Raw genomic sequence first — 15,965 nt, 5'->3', positions numbered from 1 at the left:
TCGCCTCGGCCCTTTTTCTTTTCAGAGCTTCTTCTGCAAAAAGATCGCGTGCCCGAAGGCCGGATCGAGCTGGTAGCCGATGAAGCCTTCACGCTCATACGAGCGCAGCGCCGGCGCATTGCCCGACAGCACTTCGAGCGTGAGCTTGCAGGCGCCGCGCTTGCGTGCCTCCTGCTCCACCAGCGCGAACATCTGCTGCGCGACGCGCTGGCCGCGATGGCTGGGCAGCACGACCACGTCGTGCACATTGACCAGCGGCTTGCAGGCGAAGGTCGAGAAGCCCTCGATGCAGTTGATCAGGCCCACGGGCGTGTCGCCATCGAAGGCCAGCACGCTGAAGGCCTGCGGACGCGCCGCCAGCGCCGCGGGCAAGCCTTCGCGCACGGCGGCATCGAGCGGCGTGCCGCCACCGGCAGGATCGCGGGCGTAAGCGTCGAGCAGATCGACCAGCGCCGCGGCCTGCACGGCGTCACCGTAATCCGCGACGAAGGTCCGGATGCTCATTGCGCCGGCTGCAGCGTCGCTGCCAGGCGCTCTGCACACGAGCGCGACTGCTTGGCATCGCGCGCCTCGACCATCACCCGCACCAGCGGCTCGGTGCCGCTCGCGCGGATCAGCACGCGGCCGCCGTCGCCCAGTTCGGCCTCGATGCGCTTCGTTTCGCTGGCCAGCGCCTTGTTGTCCTGCCACTTCTGATCGGGCGCGACGCGCACGTTGATCAGCGTCTGCGGAAACAGCGTGACGCCTTCGAGCAACTGCGCCACAGTCTTGCCGCTGCGGACGCACGCCTGCAGCACTTGCAGGGCGCTCACGATGCCGTCGCCGGTGGTGTGACGATCAAGCGCCAGCAGATGGCCCGAGCCCTCGCCGCCCAGAAGCCAGCCGCGCTTGTCGAGCTCTTCGAGCACGTAGCGGTCGCCGACCTTGGCACGCACGAATTCAATGTCCTGCCCGCGCAGCGCGACTTCCACCGCCTTGTTGGTCATGAGCGTGCCGACCACGCCCACCGGCTTCTCGCCGCGCGCGATGCGCTCGGCCACCATCAGGTAAAGCAGTTCGTCGCCGTTGAAGAGGCGCCCGCTGGCGTCGACCAATTGCAGGCGGTCGGCGTCGCCGTCGAGCGCGATGCCGTAGTCGGCCTTCTGCGCGGTCACCGTGGCGACCAACGCCTCGGGATGTGTGGCGCCGAAGTCCTTGTTGATGTTGAGCCCATCGGGCGCGCAGCCGATGCTGGTCACTTCCGCGCCCAGTTCGTGGAACACGTTGGGCGCCACTTGATAGGCCGCACCGTGCGCTGCATCGACCACGAGCTTCATGCCGCGCAGCGTGAGGTCGTTGGCGAAGGTGCTCTTGCAGAACTCGATGTAGCGGCCGGACGCATCGTCGAGGCGGCGGGCCTTGCCGAGGTTGACGGAATCCACCCAGACCGGCGCTTCTTCCAGTACGGCTTCGACGGCCAGCTCCCAGGCATCGTCGAGCTTGGTGCCCTGCGCGCTGAAGAACTTGATGCCGTTGTCGGGAAAGGCGTTGTGGCTCGCGCTGATCACCACGCCGAGGCTCGCGCGCTGGGCACGCGTGAGATACGCCACGCCGGGCGTGGGCAGCGGTCCCAGCAGCACGACGTCGACACCGGCCGAATTGAAGCCCGATTCGAGCGCCGATTCGAGCATGTAGCCCGAAATACGGGTGTCCTTGCCGATCAGTACACGGGGGCGGGCTTCGGTTTTCTTGAGCACACGGCCCACGGCGTGCGCGAGGCGCAACACGAAGTCGGGTGTGATGGGTGCCTGGCCGACGGTGCCGCGGATGCCGTCGGTGCCGAAATATTTGCGGGTCATGCGAGTTCCTCTTTTGTTTGTCTTTGTTGTGCTGCTGCCTTCATGGCGCGCCACACCGCGAGGGCGGCCACCGTGTCGCGCACATCGTGCACGCGCACGATGGCGGCGCCGCGGTCCACGGCCAGCACCGCAGCCGCGACGCTGGGCACGATGCGCTCGCCCGCCGCCTCGATGCCAGTGACGGCGCCGATCGACGACTTGCGCGACCAGCCCAGGAGCAGCGGGTAGCCGGCACCGAGCAGCTCGCGCTGCCGGCCCAGCAGGGCGAAATTCTGCGTCACGGTTTTCCCGAAGCCAATGCCCGGGTCGAGGGTGATGCGCGATGGATCGATCTGCAGCGCGTGAAGCTGTGCCAACTGCGCGGCCCAGAACGACAGCACCTCGGGGATCACGTCGCCCTGCATCGGCACGGCCTGCATGGTCTGCGGATCGCGGTGCATGTGCATCAGGCAGATGCCGCACGACGGATGCGCCGCCACGGCTTCGCGCGCGCCCGGCTGGCGCAGTGCCCAGATGTCGTTGACGATGTCCGCGCCCAGGTCGAGCACGGCGCGCATGACCTCGGGCTTGTAGGTGTCGATGGAGAGCGGCACGTTCAGCTTCACCGCCTCGCGCACCACAGGCAGCACGCGCGCCAGTTCGGCGTCGAGCGGAACGGCCGGGCTGCCCGGGCGGGTGGATTCGCCGCCGATGTCGAGAATGTCGGCGCCCTCCTTCAGCAACTGCTCGCAATGGCGCAGCGCGGTGTCGGTGGAGGCGTGTGCGCCGCCGTCGGAGAAGGAATCGGGCGTGACGTTGACGATGCCCATGACGCGCGGCTGCGCGAGGTCGATCCTGAAGCGCGAGGTCTGCCAGACTGCCTCGCCCGGCGCACCATGGAAAACGGGGCCAGAGGCCCCGTTGTTGCTTGATTTCAAGCCCACCTCAAGCGGCGGTCGGCGCCGGGTCAGTGTTGACCGCCGGCGTGCCGCCACTGCCGCCGCTGCCCGAAGGAGGGGTCCGCGGCGTCCAGTCCTTGGGCGGACGCGGTGCGCGGCCGGCCATGATGTCGTCGAGCTGCTCGGAGTCGATGGTTTCCCATTCGAGCAGCGCCTTCGCCATCGCGTGCATCTTGTCGCTGTTCTCTTCGATCAAGCGGCGCGCCAGGGCGTACTGCTCGTCGATGATGCGGCGGACTTCGCCGTCGACCTTTTCCATGGTCTGCTCGCTCATGTTCGTGGTCTTGGTGACCGAGCGGCCGAGGAACACTTCGCCTTCGTTTTCGGCATAGACCATCGGGCCCAGCGCATCGGTCATGCCGTAGCGCGTGACCATGTCGCGGGCGATGGAAGTCGCGCGCTCGAAGTCGTTGCTGGCACCCGTCGTCATCTGGTGCATGAAGACTTCTTCGGCGATGCGGCCACCGAACAGCATGCTGATCTGGTTCAGCATGTATTCGCGGTCGTAGCTGTAGCGGTCCTGCGCCGGCAGGCTCATGGTCACGCCCAGGGCGCGGCCACGCGGAATGATCGTGACCTTGTGGACCGGGTCGCACTTGGGCAGCAGCTTGCCGATGAGGGCGTGGCCGGACTCGTGGTAGGCCGTGTTGCGGCGCTCTTCCTCGGGCATGACCATGCTCTTGCGCTCGGGGCCCATGAAGATCTTGTCCTTGGCCTTCTCGAAGTCCTGCATCTCGACGACGCGCGCATTGCGGCGGGCGGCCATGAGAGCTGCTTCATTGCAGAGGTTGGCCAAGTCGGCGCCGGACATGCCGGGCGTGCCGCGGGCGATGACGCTCGGGTTCACGTCCTGGCCCAGCGGGACCTTGCGCATGTGCACGCCGAGGATCTGTTCGCGACCGCGGATGTCGGGCAGCGTGACGTAGACCTGGCGGTCGAAACGGCCCGGGCGCAGCAGCGCGGCGTCAAGGATGTCAGGGCGGTTGGTGGCAGCCACCACGATGACGCCGAGGTTGGTTTCGAAGCCGTCCATCTCGACCAGCATCTGGTTCAGGGTTTGCTCGCGCTCGTCGTTGCCACCGCCGAGGCCGGCACCGCGCTGGCGACCCACTGCATCGATTTCATCGATGAAGATGATGCAGGGCGCATTCTTCTTGGCGTTCTCGAACATGTCGCGGACACGGGCAGCGCCCACGCCGACGAACATTTCAACGAAGTCGGAACCGGAGATCGAGAAGAAGGGAACCTTGGCTTCGCCGGCGATCGACTTGGCCAGCAGGGTCTTGCCGGTGCCGGGAGGGCCAACCAGCAGCAGACCGCGCGGAATGCGGCCGCCGAGTTTCTGGAAGCGCTGCGGGTCTTTGAGGAAGTCGACGACTTCGCGGACTTCTTCCTTGGCCTCATCGCAGCCTGCGACGTCGGCGAAAGTGACCGTGTTGTTGTTCTCGTCCATCATGCGGGCCTTGCTCTTGCCGAAGCTGAATGCCCCGCCCTTGCCGCCGCCCTGCATCTGTCGCATGAAGTAGATCCAGACGCCGATCAGGAGGAGCATCGGGCCCCAGCTCACCAGGAGCGTCATGAGGAGCGAGCCCTCTTCGCGCGGCTTGACGTCGAACTTGACGTTGTGGTCGATCAGGTCGCCCACGAGGCCGCGGTCGAGAACCGTGGCGGTCGTGCGGATCTTGCGGTCGTCGTTGGTGACAGCGACGATCTCGCCGCCGCCGGCGCCTTCAGGGATGACGGCGCTCTTGATCTGGTTGCCGCGAACCTGGTCGAGAAACTCGGAGTAGCTCACTGCGCCAGAGCCGACGCCGCCGCGGGTGTCGAACTGCTTGAACACAGTGAACAACACCATGGCAATGACGAGCCATACGGCAACTTTGGAAAACCACTGATTGTTCAAACGAAGCTCCAGTCGAAAGCGCGTGACGAGGATGTGAAAAAACGCGCTATGGGTACGCAATTGCGCCCCATTTTAGGCTTTTCAAGCTGCGAAAAACGGGCATTTCCCTAAAGCAGCCATAGCCTGACAAGGGTTTGCGCCCCCTGACCACCCGTAGCGGCAAGGTATCAAGGCGTATCCAGGGCCTTCAAGCCCATCCCCACCAGGAACGTCTCGGCCGATTTATCGCGCGACGCCTTGGGCTTGAACGGCTTGACGGTACGGAAACTGGCCTTGAACAGCTTGACCGATTCGTCATAGCCGCCTCCGTGGAAAAGCTTGGCCACCAGAGCGCCCTCGGGCTTCAGATGGTGCTGGGCGAAGTCGACTGCAAGCTCGATCAGGTGCGCAATGCGGGCGCCATCGGCCGAATGGATGCCCGAAATGTTGGGTGCCATGTCCGAGACCACCAGATCGGCCTTCCGTCCCGCCAACACCCCGAGAACCTGCTCCAGCAGCTCCGCCTCGCGGAAATCCCCCTGGATGAATGTGACGCCCTCGATGGGCTCCATGGCCAGCATGTCGAGCGCGATGATGGTGCCGTTCAGCGTGCCGACAGCGGCGCCCTCGGGCGACATGCGCCGTCGCAGGTACTGGCTCCAGGCCCCGGGCGTGGAGCCCAGGTCGACCACCAGTTGACCCGGTTTGACCAATCCCAGCGACTCGTCGATCTCCTTGAGCTTGTAGGCGGCGCGTGCGCGATACCCCTCTCGCGTGGCCAATTTCACATACGGATCATTGATGTGATCGTGAAGCCAGGCTTTGTTGACTTTTTTGCTTTTTGCTTTGGTGCTCATTGGGAACCTCCGTGCTCCGCACTGCGGTATTCGCCTTGGGAACGGCCCGGCGGCTCAGGAGGTGCTTTCTACCCTCGATAATACGGGGATGCCCGCCATTCAACTTACCCCTGCCGAGCGCAAGGTGCACCGCGCCGAAGCTCACCACCTGGATCCGATCGTCATGGTCGGTGGAGACGGGCTCACCCCTGCCGTGAAAAAAGAGGCCGACGCGGCGCTCAAGGCCCATGGCCTGATCAAGGTGCGTGTGTTCTCCGACGACCGCCTCGCCCGCGACGCCATGCTGCAAGAACTCGCCAACGAGCTCAACGCCGCCCCCATTCAGCACATCGGCAAGCTGCTGGTGCTCTGGCGCCCGATTCCCGAAAAAGAAAAAGTGGTCGATGAAGACCGCATGCCGGGCCCGCGCGACGTCAAAGTCCTGAAGTACAGCAAGCGCGGCGGCCAGCGCCCCGAAATCAAGACGCTGCGCGTGCTCGGCAACCAACGCCTCACCCCCGGCGGCACCATCAAGCGCGCCAAGGCGAAGCGGCCGCTGTCGGCCAAGAAGCGCAACCAGTCGGATTGAGCCGGGTGGGACGCCATATCCTCTGCATGAAGTGGGGCACGAAATACGGCCCCGAATACGTCAACCGCCTCTACGCGATGGTGCGCCGCAACCTGAGCGGCGACTTCAAGTTCGTCTGCCTGACCGATGACGGCACCGGCATCCGCCCCGAGGTGACCTGCCTTCCTATCCCCCCGCTGAACCTGCAACTGGCCCCCGGCCAGCGCGATGGCGCCTGGAAGAAGCTCACTACGCTCGAAGGCGACCTCCACGGACTGCGCGGAACCGCCCTCTTCCTGGACGTCGACGTGGTTGTCGTGGGCAGCCTCGATGCCTTCTTCGAGCAGCCTGGCGAGTTCCTGATCATTCACGACTACGCCCGGCCGTGGCGGGGCCGGCGGATCACCGGAAATTCATCGGTCTACCGGTTCGAGTTGGGCGCGCATGCCGACGTGCTGGCGTATTTCCGGAACAACATGGACAAGGTCCAGGCCGAATACCGCAACGAACAGACCTACCTGTCCGCCATGCTGCACAAGCAGGGCAAGCTCTCCTACTGGCCGGACGACTGGTGCCCGAGCTTCAAGTACCACGGCATCCCTGCCTGGCCGACCAACTACTGGGAAGCGCCCTTCGTTCCCGAAGGCGCACGCATCATGATTTTTCATGGCGAGTGCAATCCGCCTGATGCGCTGGCTGGTCGGCGCAATCGCGCCTTCCGGTACATCCGGCCGGCGAACTGGGTCGCTGAGTTCTGGAAAGAGTGAGTGTGTAGATGGCGGCGAAAGCCGCCATCGCCGCTTTACCGGCGATAGGTCAGCGACCGGGCCGAGCGCCCATGCGCCAAAGCAGCACCAACGTGCACAGCCATTGCGCGACATACATGCCGCTGCCGACGGTGTGCCACAGCTTGAGGTTTTCCCGCGCCAGGATGCGCGGCGCCACGGCGTATTGCTGGAGCAGCGCCAGCAACAGCGCGCCGAGGACGAGACCAATGGAAGTCATCGTGGCCGCGTCCATTCGTTCATCGGCCTTGCTCCGGAAATGAATCAGCAGGATCAGGCCGCACCCAATGGCGACCCAGCTCTGCGCCTCGAACAGCTGGCCGGCAAAATTGCCCGCAACCGCCGGATTGCCTAGCTTGGCGAACAGCATCGGCACCACGAGGAAGCCGATCGTCGTGAGGCTGCCCCACCAAAAGGCGGCGAGCAGCAGGGCCAAGCGGTCTTTCATCGAAGGTTCTATCGGCTGGACGATCAGAGGTAGCGAACCGCCACGATCTCGTAGCGCTTCAGGCCGCCCGGGGCCTGCACTTCGGCGGTGTCGCCCTCTTCCTTGCCGATCAGCGCGCGAGCGATCGGACTGGAGATGTTGATGAGGCCCAGCTTCAGGTCGGCTTCGTCCTCACCCACGATCTGGTACTTGACGGCTTCACCCGACTCTTCTTCCTCAAGTTCGACGGTCGAGCCGAACACCACCTTGCCGCCGGCGTCGAGCTCGGACGGATCGATGATCTGCGCGGCCGAAAGCTTGCCCTCGACCTCCTGGATGCGGCCTTCGATGAAGCCCTGGCGGTCCTTGGCGACTTCGTATTCGGCGTTCTCGCTCAGGTCGCCCTGCGCGCGCGCTTCGGAAATCGCGTTGATGACCCAGGGACGCTCAACGGTCTTCAGTTGATGCAACTCGGCGCGCAGCTTTTCGGCACCGCGCTTGGTGATTGGAATGGTGGCCATGTTTGGTTCTCCATAAAGCGAAACCGCCGAACGATGCCGTTCGGCGGTCGATTGGGGGGACAGATCAGACGAGATTGCGTCCGGTCAGCCGGCTCAGGATGGCGAGCGGGCTCGAGGCGGGATTGTATTGCTTCGAAGCGGCCAGATGAAGGGTCTGCTCGAGCATGTACTGGCCCGCCATCACAGCGTGCGAGGTCTGGTCGGAAAAGCACACCCACACCGAACCCGGCGGGAACTCGGCCTTCTCCTGGGGAGAGGCTTCCTGGTACGCCATGTCCGACTTCATACCGTCGTGCAATTGCAGCATCAGGTGGTCGTATTCACTGCGGAACGACTTGGTCACATGCAGCGCCTGCAACAGCTTGGCCTGCCAGCGTACGTAGGGCTTGGCCCGCGGCAGGAAACGCCTGGCGATGTCCTCGAAAGGCTCGCCCACGCGCCAGACGCGCGGCGCGCCTTCGGGGTTCACGTTGGTGAATACGCGCAGGATGCGCTCGCCGTAGTTGGGCCGCGACGGAAACGCATCGACGTGCAGCCGACGGTCGTCCGCACGCCACGACTGCACGCGCGTCTCGACCTGCGCCGGCCGGTAGCTCGTAGGCGCGAGGCGCAGCGCCGGCGTGTAGTGCGGCAGCAGGCCATGAATAAGCTGCTGCGCCTGCGCGCGAAATCGTCCCACCATCGCCGCCGCAGTGCGCTGCACGGCCTCGTCGCCGACGGCGCCCTTGAGCTTGCCGTTGGCGTCGAGGCTGATGTTGCGCACGTCGGGCGACAACAGGCTGGGCGTCAGCAGGCTGCGCTCTTCGGGCAGCAACTCGAAACCCAGGCGCGGAAAGTACAGCACCTTGCCTGCTTCCAGCTCCGCGATCCACGCCTCATTGGGAGTGGCTGCGTTCCAGTCGGTCAGGCCGAGTTCGACGAGCTGCGTTGCCATGTGGTCGCTCAGGCTGCGGCGAGTTGCGCGTGCATCTCCTGCACCGAGATCACGCCCAGCTCGTCCATGAAGCCCATGCCCTCGACCGCGGCTTCGGCGCCGAAGATCGTGGTGAAAGTCGTCACGCGGGCCAGCAGCGCCGAGGTGCGGATCTGCCGCGAATCGGTGATCGCGTTGCGGCGTTCTTCCACCGTGTTGATGACCAGCGCAATCTCGTTGTTCTTGATCATGTCCACGATGTGCGGGCGGCCCTCGGTCACCTTGTTCACCGTCGCGCATTCAATGCCCGCAGCGGCGATGGCGGCGGCCGTGCCCTTGGTCGCGATCAGTTCGAAGCCCAGTTTCGCCAGGCCGCGCGCCACTTCCACGGCACGTGCCTTGTCGTTGTTCTTCACCGAGATGAAGACCTTGCCCGACTTCGGCAGGTGCGTGCCCGCGCCCAGTTGCGACTTCACGAAGGCTTCGCCGAAGGTCTTGCCCACGCCCATCACTTCGCCGGTCGACTTCATCTCCGGGCCGAGGATCGTGTCCACGCCCGGGAACTTGACGAACGGGAACACGGCTTCCTTCACGCTGAAGTACGGCGGCGTCACTTCCTTGGTCACGCCCTGCGATGCGAGCGACTGGCCGGCCATGCAGCGTGCGGCCACCTTGGCGAGCTGGATGCCGGTGGCCTTGCTCACGTAAGGCACGGTGCGCGATGCACGCGGGTTCACTTCGAGCACGTAGATGACGTCCTTGCCATCCTTCTGCTGGATCGCGAACTGCACGTTCATGAGGCCGACCACGTTCAGCGCCTTCGCCATCGCGGCGCTCTGGCGCTTCAGTTCGGCGATGGTGTCGGCGTTCAGGCTGTAAGGCGGCAGCGAGCAGGCGGAGTCGCCCGAGTGCACGCCGGCCTGTTCGATGTGCTCCATCACGCCGCCGATCAGCGTGCCGCCTTCGGCGTCGCGGATGCAGTCGACATCGCACTCCACGGCGTCGTTCAGGAAGCGGTCGAGCAGCACCGGCGAGTCGTTGCTGACCTTCACGGCTTCACGCATGTAGCGCTCGAGGTCGCGCTGCTCGTGCACGATTTCCATCGCGCGGCCACCGAGCACATAGCTCGGACGCACCACCAGCGGATAACCGAGGGCAGCAGCCTTTTCGAGCGCTTCAGGTTCGGTGCGCGCGGTGGCGTTCGGCGGCTGGCGCAGGCCCAGCTCGTGCAGCAGCTTCTGAAAGCGCTCGCGGTCTTCGGCTGCGTCGATCATGTCGGGCGAGGTGCCGATGATCGGCACGCCGTTGGCTTCGAGGTCGAGCGCGAGCTTCAACGGCGTCTGGCCGCCGTACTGCACGATCACGCCGAACGGCTTTTCCTTGTCGACGATCTCCAGCACGTCTTCGAGCGTCAGCGGCTCGAAGTACAGGCGATCGGAGGTGTCGTAGTCGGTCGACACAGTCTCGGGATTGCAGTTGACCATGATGGTCTCGTAGCCGTCTTCGCGCATCGCGAGCGCGGCGTGCACGCAGCAGTAGTCGAACTCGATGCCCTGGCCGATGCGGTTGGGACCGCCGCCGAGCACCATGATCTTCTTCTTGTCCGTCGGGTCGGCTTCGCACTCGTCTTCATAGGTCGAGTACATGTAGGCCGTGTTGGTAGCGAACTCGGCGGCGCAGGTGTCCACGCGCTTGTAGACCGGACGCACGCCAAGCGCCCGGCGCTTCTCGCGGATGGCCGTGTCGGTGGTCTTGAGCTGCTTGGCGAGGCGGCGGTCGGAGAAACCCTTCTTCTTGAGCGCGAGCAGCGTGTCCTTGTCGATGTCGTCCAGCGACTTGGTTTCCAACTCGAGTTCGATCTTCACGATCTCCTCGATCTGCACCAGGAACCACGGGTCGATCTTGGTCAGCGCGAACACTTCATCCACGCTCAGGCCCATGGCGAAGGCGTCGCCCACGTACCAGATGCGCTCGGGGCCGGGCTCGCCCAGTTCCTTCTCGAGCACTTCGCGGTCCTGCGTCTTCTCGTTCAGGCCGTCGACGCCCACTTCGAGGCCGCGCAGGGCCTTCTGGAACGATTCCTGGAAGGTGCGGCCCATGGCCATCACCTCGCCCACCGACTTCATCTGCGTCGTGAGACGCGAGTCGGCCTGCGGGAATTTCTCGAACGCGAAACGCGGAATCTTGGTGACCACATAGTCGATCGAGGGTTCGAACGACGCGGGCGTCGCGCCGCCGGTGATCTCGTTGCGCAGCTCGTCGAGCGTATAGCCCACGGCCAGCTTGGCCGCGACCTTGGCGATCGGGAAGCCCGTGGCCTTGGAGGCCAAGGCCGACGAGCGCGAGACGCGCGGATTCATCTCGATGACGACCATGCGGCCGTCCTTCGGGTTGATCGAGAACTGCACGTTCGAACCACCGGTATCGACGCCGATCTCGCGCAGCACGGCCAGCGAGGCGTTGCGCAGGATCTGGTATTCCTTGTCGGACAGCGTCTGCGCGGGGGCCACAGTGATCGAGTCGCCGGTGTGCACGCCCATGGGGTCGAGGTTTTCGATCGAGCAGACGATGATGCAGTTGTCGGCCTTGTCGCGCACGACTTCCATCTCGTACTCTTTCCAGCCGAGCAGCGATTCTTCGATCAGCAGCTCGTTGGTGGGCGAAGCTTCGATGCCGCGCTTGCAGATGGTCTCGAATTCGTCGGGGTTGTAGGCGATGCCGCCGCCGGTGCCGCCCAGCGTGAAGCTAGGGCGGATCACGGTCGGGAAGCCGAGCGTCTTCTGCACGGCCCAGGCTTCGTCCATCGTGTGGGCGATGCCCGAGCGGGCCGAACCGAGACCGATCTTGGTCATCGCGTCCTTGAACTTCAGGCGGTCCTCGGCCTTGTCGATGGCTTCAGGCGTGGCGCCGATGAGCTCGACCGGCTTGTTGGTGGCCGCGCCCGTGTACTTGTCGAGCACGCCGTTGCGCCAGAGGTCGAGCGCGCAATTCAGCGCGGTCTGGCCGCCCATGGTCGGCAGGATCGCGTCGGGGCGTTCCTTGGCGATGATCTTCTCGACCGTCTGCCAGGTGATGGGCTCGATGTAGGTGACGTCGGCCGTGGCCGGGTCGGTCATGATCGTCGCGGGGTTGCTGTTGATCAGGATGACCTTGTAGCCCTCTTCGCGCAGCGCCTTGCAGGCCTGCACGCCGGAGTAGTCGAACTCGCAGGCCTGGCCGATGATGATCGGGCCGGCGCCGATGATGAGGATCGATTTGAGGTCTGTGCGCTTAGGCATTCTTGCTCTCCGTCTTTTCTGTCTTGTTCTTTTCCATGAGTGCCGTGAAGCGGTCGAACAAATAGCCGATGTCGTGCGGGCCGGGCGAGGCTTCCGGGTGCCCCTGGAAGCAGAACGCCGGCTTGTCGGTGCGGGCCAGCCCTTGCAGCGTGTTGTCGAACAGGCTGATGTGGGTGGGACGCAGGTTGGCCGGCAGCGACTTCTCGTCGACCGCGAAGCCGTGGTTCTGGCTGGTGATGCTCACGCGGCCGTTGTCCAGGTCCTTCACCGGATGGTTCGCGCCGTGGTGGCCGAACTTCATCTTGAAGGTCTTGGCGCCCGAGGCGAGCGCCATGATCTGGTGACCCAGGCAGATGCCGAAGGTGGGGATGCCGGTCTCGATCAGTTCCTTGACGGCGCTGATGGCGTAGTCGCAAGGCTCCGGGTCGCCAGGGCCGTTGGCCAGGAAGATGCCGTCGGGCTTGAGCTTGAGCACGTCGGCTGCGGGCGTCTGCGCCGGCACCACCGTGATGCGCGCGCCGCGCTGCGCGATCATGCGCAGGATGTTCTTCTTGACGCCGTAGTCGAAGGCGACAACGTGGAACTTGGGCGTGATCTGCACGCCATAGCCCGGCTTGCCGTTCAGGTTCACGAGCTTCCACTCGGTCTCGGTCCATTCGTAGGTTTCGGTGACCGACACCACCTTGGCAAGGTCCAGGCCCGCCATGCTCGGCGCGGCCTTGGCGGCGGCGATGGCCTTGTCGATCAGCGCCTGCGTCACCGCTTCGCCTTCGGCCAGGCCCAGGATGCAGCCGTTCTGCGCGCCGTGGGTGCGCAGATGGCGCGTGAGCTTGCGGGTGTCGATGTTCGCGATGGCGACCGTCTTGCCGGCCACGAGGTATTCGCTCAGCGTGGCGGTCTGGCGGAAGTTGGAGGCGACGAGGGGCAGGTCCTTGATGATCAGGCCCGCGGCATGGATCTTGTCGGCTTCGATGTCTTCCCCGTTGACGCCGTAGTTGCCGATGTGCGGATACGTCAGGGTGACGATCTGCTGGCAGTAGCTCGGGTCGGTGAGGATTTCCTGGTAACCGGTCATGGCAGTGTTGAACACCACTTCACCGGTCGTGGAGCCGGCGGCTCCGATCGAATTGCCTTGAAAGACCGTGCCGTCTGCGAGCGCCAGGATGGCGGGCGGGAAATTTCCCTTGAGAGACAAAAGCACTGGGTTCTCCGGATGGTTACGGTCGCCCGGAGCCCCAGGCGCGTTGCCTGCGGACTGCTGCTTAAGGGGATTTTGGCGTTAAAGGCGGCCGGGCGACGCTATTGCGAGTAAGCCCCCGATTGTAGCCCGGACTGGAGGCCTATCTGGCCTGGAGGGCTGCTCCGCTTGCATGCAGGCAGATGGCGGCGGCTGCCGCCACATTCAGCGACTCTTCACCGCCGGGCTGGGCGATACGGATATGGTGCGTCGCGCGGGCTTCCAATGCGGCGGAAACGCCCTGCCCTTCGTGGCCCATCAGCCAGACGCAGGGGTACGGCAGGCGGGCCTGGTGAAGCCATTCGCCACGGTGCGAACTGGTGGCGACAAGCGGGATCTTCAAAGCGTCGAGCGCATCGGCCTCCACGCCTTCGATCAGCCGCAGGCCGAAATGAGCGCCCATGCCGGCGCGCAGCACCTTCGGCGCCCACAGTGCGGCCGTTCCCTTGAGCGCGATCACCTGGGTGAAGCCGAAAGCGGCTGCGCTGCGCAGGATGGACCCGGCGTTGCCGGCGTCCTGCAGGCGGTCGAGCACCACGCTCGGGGCGTCCGGGATCAACTCCGGCCGCGCCGGCAGGTCGAGCACGAAGCCCATCGGCGCCGGCGACTCCAGGCCGCTGACGCCGCGGAGCAGATCATCGGCGACGACTACGGTTTTGATAGCACTCGCACCCCATTCAGCCGGGGCGGTCGGCCAGAAAGACTCCGAAAACACCGCGATCGCCGGCTTTACGCCGCGCGCCAGCGCCGCCCGGCAAAGGTGATCGCCCTCGAGCCAGATACGCCCCAGCTTGCGATAGGCACCCGGGTCCTGGCCGAGTTTGCGCAGGTCCTTGAGCAGCGCGTTGTCGCGCGAGCTGATGTGGCTCGCGCCGGCGTCGGTGGTCATCGGCGGCTCAGGGCGCGGTGCGCAGGTCGAGGTGCACGGTCTCGGTCGTCGTGATCACCATGGGCATCGCCGCTTCCGTTTCGATGACCAGGGCACCAGCTGCCGTCCGCGTCAGCGCCGCGGCCACCGGACTGAACGACCTGCGGTGATGCACGCAGGCACCGTGTTTCTGCAGCGCCTCAAGGTGCTCGGGCGTGCCATAACCCTTGTGGCCGGCAAAACCGTAGTGCGGGAATTCGGTATGCAGCTGCTCGCACAGCCGGTCGCGATGGACCTTCGCCAGGATGGACGCGGCCGAAATCGCCTTGACCAGCGCATCGCCCTTGACCACGGCTTCGGCCAGCACATCCAGCGTCGGCAGCCGGTTGCCATCGACCAGCACCTTGGCGGGCTTCAGCCGCAGGCCTTCGACGGCGCGGCGCATGGCGATCATCGTGGCCTGCAGGATGTTGTGGGTGTCGATTTCCTCGACGCTCGCCTGCGCGATGGAACAGCACAGGGCCTTGGCCAGAATCTGGTCGTGCAGGCGTTCGCGCTGCAGGGCGGTGAGGGTCTTGGAATCGGCAAGGCCACGGATCGGCCGCGTGTCGTCGAGGATCACCGCCGCAGCCACCACGGGACCCGCCAGCGGGCCGCGGCCGGCCTCGTCGACGCCCGCGAGCAGGCCCGGCGCATCCCACACCAGGCGGGCCTGCTCAGCCTTCAAGAACTTTCTGGATCGCATCGGCGCAAAGTGTCGGCGTATCGCGCTGCAATTGCACGTGCAGCTCGGAAAATCTTTGTTGCAGGACCTGTGTCTTTTCAGGCGCATCGAGCCAGGCCAGCGTGGCCTGGGCCAGCGCCTCGGGCGTGGCGGTTTCCTGCAGCAATTCGGGCACCACGAATTCGCGGCACAGGATATTGGGCAGGCCAACCCAGGGCTGCAACTGCTTTTTTTGCATGAGGCGCCACGAGAGCCCATTCATGTTGTACGCGATAACCATTGGCCGCTTGAAGAGCGCCGCCTCGAGCGTGGCGGTGCCGCTAGCGATCAGCGTGACGTCACAGGCCGCCAGCGCGGCGTGCGACTGGCCGTCGAGCAACTTCACCCGACCCGCCATGCCGCTGTCCTGGAGCAAGGCGTCGACCTCTGCGCGCAGGCTCGGGATGATGGGCGCCACGAACTGGAGTTCGGGCCGAGCCTTCTGCATCAGCGCGGCGGCGGCGAAGAATCGCCCGGCCAGGTAGCGGATCTCGGAGCGGCGGCTGCCTGGCAGCAAGGCGACGACCTGCGCATCGGGCGCCAGTCCCAGCGCGGCGCGCGCTGCGGCGCGGTCGGGCATCATGGGGATCACATTGGCAATCGGGTGGCCCACGTAGCTCGCGGCAACGCCCTGCTTCTCGAGCAACTCGGGCTCGAACGGGAAGATGCACAGCACATGGTCGGCGGCCGCACGGATCTTCTCGATGCGCTTCGGTCGCCACGCCCAGATCGACGGGCAAACGAAGTGAACCGTCTTGATGCCCTGGCTGCGGAGCCCTGCTTCGAGATCGAGATTGAAATCTGGCGCATCGACGCCGATGAAGAGCTCGGGGCGCTCCTGCAGCAGCCGGGCCTTCAGCTGGCGCCGGATGCCGGCGATTTCCGCATAGTGCCGCAGCACTTCGATGTAGCCGCGCACCGCGAGCTTTTCCTGCGGCCACCAGCTCTGGAACCCGTGCGCGAGCATGCGAGGGCCGCCGATGCCGGCGGTCTGGAGGCCGGGCCAGCGGGCCTGCAGGCCGTCCAGGAGAAGCCCGGCGAGCAGGTCGCCGGACGCTTCGCCCGCGACCAGCGCGAAGCGTCGCTGTTCGGTTGACTGCATCGCCGTCAC

The 15,965-nt window shown here is 65.3% G+C and carries 15 protein-coding genes; 2 read left to right on the top strand and 13 right to left on the bottom strand.

Annotated elements, in window-relative coordinates; translation table 11 throughout:
* Positions 1–21: 21 nt before the first annotated feature.
* The 5 genes from QF040_RS05155 to QF040_RS05135 all read right to left on the bottom strand — a co-directional run bounded on the left by QF040_RS05155 (position 22) and on the right by QF040_RS05135 (position 5,515).
* Positions 22–504 carry a GNAT family N-acetyltransferase gene (locus QF040_RS05155; RefSeq protein ID WP_429610107.1) on the bottom strand — a complete coding sequence of 161 codons (483 nt, stop codon included), beginning with the start codon at positions 502–504 and terminating at the stop codon, positions 22–24.
* A complete protein-coding gene (glmM, locus tag QF040_RS05150; RefSeq protein ID WP_429610106.1) occupies positions 501–1,838 on the bottom strand; it encodes a phosphoglucosamine mutase in 1,338 nt (445 codons plus the stop codon). The genes QF040_RS05155 and glmM overlap by 4 nt, the downstream gene beginning before the upstream one ends.
* Positions 1,835–2,647, bottom strand: coding sequence for a dihydropteroate synthase (folP, locus tag QF040_RS05145; RefSeq protein WP_429614615.1), 813 nt, complete (start codon positions 2,645–2,647; stop codon positions 1,835–1,837). Before folP ends, glmM begins: the two co-directional genes overlap by 4 nt.
* Positions 2,648–2,762: 115 nt before the next feature.
* The gene (ftsH, locus tag QF040_RS05140) at positions 2,763–4,679 is read right to left on the bottom strand and encodes an ATP-dependent zinc metalloprotease FtsH (protein ID WP_307600787.1); all 1,917 of its coding nucleotides are present in this window, start codon (positions 4,677–4,679) and stop codon (positions 2,763–2,765) included.
* 167 nt (positions 4,680–4,846) lie between these two features.
* Positions 4,847–5,515, bottom strand: coding sequence for an RlmE family RNA methyltransferase (locus QF040_RS05135; protein WP_307600788.1), 669 nt, complete (start codon positions 5,513–5,515; stop codon positions 4,847–4,849).
* An 88-nt stretch (positions 5,516–5,603) separates the two neighbouring features.
* Here QF040_RS05135 and QF040_RS05130 point away from each other — a divergent pair, with 88 nt between their 5' ends.
* Together QF040_RS05130 and QF040_RS05125 are read left to right on the top strand one after the other, a co-directional pair.
* Complete coding sequence (locus QF040_RS05130; RefSeq protein ID WP_429614614.1) at positions 5,604–6,083, top strand: YhbY family RNA-binding protein; 480 nt, start codon at positions 5,604–5,606, stop codon at positions 6,081–6,083.
* Between the two features lie 26 nt (positions 6,084–6,109).
* The gene (locus QF040_RS05125; RefSeq protein WP_429610105.1) at positions 6,110–6,829 is read left to right on the top strand and encodes a glycosyltransferase; all 720 of its coding nucleotides are present in this window, start codon (positions 6,110–6,112) and stop codon (positions 6,827–6,829) included.
* Positions 6,830–6,878: 49 nt separating this feature from the next.
* Here QF040_RS05125 and QF040_RS05120 read toward each other — a convergent pair whose 3' ends face one another.
* From QF040_RS05120 to lpxB, 8 genes are all read right to left on the bottom strand, one after another.
* Positions 6,879–7,295 carry a DUF4149 domain-containing protein gene (locus tag QF040_RS05120; RefSeq protein ID WP_307685261.1) on the bottom strand — a complete coding sequence of 139 codons (417 nt, stop codon included), beginning with the start codon at positions 7,293–7,295 and terminating at the stop codon, positions 6,879–6,881.
* Positions 7,296–7,318: 23 nt separating this feature from the next.
* Positions 7,319–7,795 (bottom strand): transcription elongation factor GreA, encoded by a 477-nt coding sequence (gene greA / locus QF040_RS05115; protein ID WP_013541721.1) that lies wholly within the window; start codon positions 7,793–7,795, stop codon positions 7,319–7,321.
* Between the two features lie 64 nt (positions 7,796–7,859).
* A complete protein-coding gene (locus QF040_RS05110; protein WP_429610104.1) occupies positions 7,860–8,729 on the bottom strand; it encodes a Kdo hydroxylase family protein in 870 nt (289 codons plus the stop codon).
* An 8-nt stretch (positions 8,730–8,737) separates the two neighbouring features.
* Complete coding sequence (carB, locus tag QF040_RS05105; protein WP_429610103.1) at positions 8,738–11,986, bottom strand: carbamoyl-phosphate synthase large subunit; 3,249 nt, start codon at positions 11,984–11,986, stop codon at positions 8,738–8,740.
* The gene (carA, locus tag QF040_RS05100) at positions 11,979–13,187 is read right to left on the bottom strand and encodes a glutamine-hydrolyzing carbamoyl-phosphate synthase small subunit (RefSeq protein ID WP_306876681.1); all 1,209 of its coding nucleotides are present in this window, start codon (positions 13,185–13,187) and stop codon (positions 11,979–11,981) included. The genes carB and carA overlap by 8 nt, the downstream gene beginning before the upstream one ends.
* Before the next feature lie 139 nt (positions 13,188–13,326).
* On the bottom strand, positions 13,327–14,112 hold the full coding sequence (locus QF040_RS05095; RefSeq protein ID WP_429610102.1) for a TrmH family RNA methyltransferase: 786 nt from the start codon (positions 14,110–14,112) through the stop codon (positions 13,327–13,329).
* 7 nt (positions 14,113–14,119) lie between these two features.
* A complete protein-coding gene (rnhB, locus tag QF040_RS05090; protein WP_429610101.1) occupies positions 14,120–14,836 on the bottom strand; it encodes a ribonuclease HII in 717 nt (238 codons plus the stop codon).
* Positions 14,808–15,956 carry a lipid-A-disaccharide synthase gene (lpxB, locus tag QF040_RS05085; RefSeq protein ID WP_429610100.1) on the bottom strand — a complete coding sequence of 383 codons (1,149 nt, stop codon included), beginning with the start codon at positions 15,954–15,956 and terminating at the stop codon, positions 14,808–14,810. Before lpxB ends, rnhB begins: the two co-directional genes overlap by 29 nt.
* Positions 15,957–15,965: the final 9 nt, after the last annotated feature.

Origin of the sequence: Variovorax sp. W2I14 (genome assembly GCF_050435205.1) — a bacterium.
Classification (GTDB): domain Bacteria; phylum Pseudomonadota; class Gammaproteobacteria; order Burkholderiales; family Burkholderiaceae_C; genus Variovorax; species Variovorax paradoxus_C.
The sequence above is the reverse complement of the archived record's forward strand: the minus strand, read 5'-3'. Positions and strand labels throughout refer to the sequence as shown.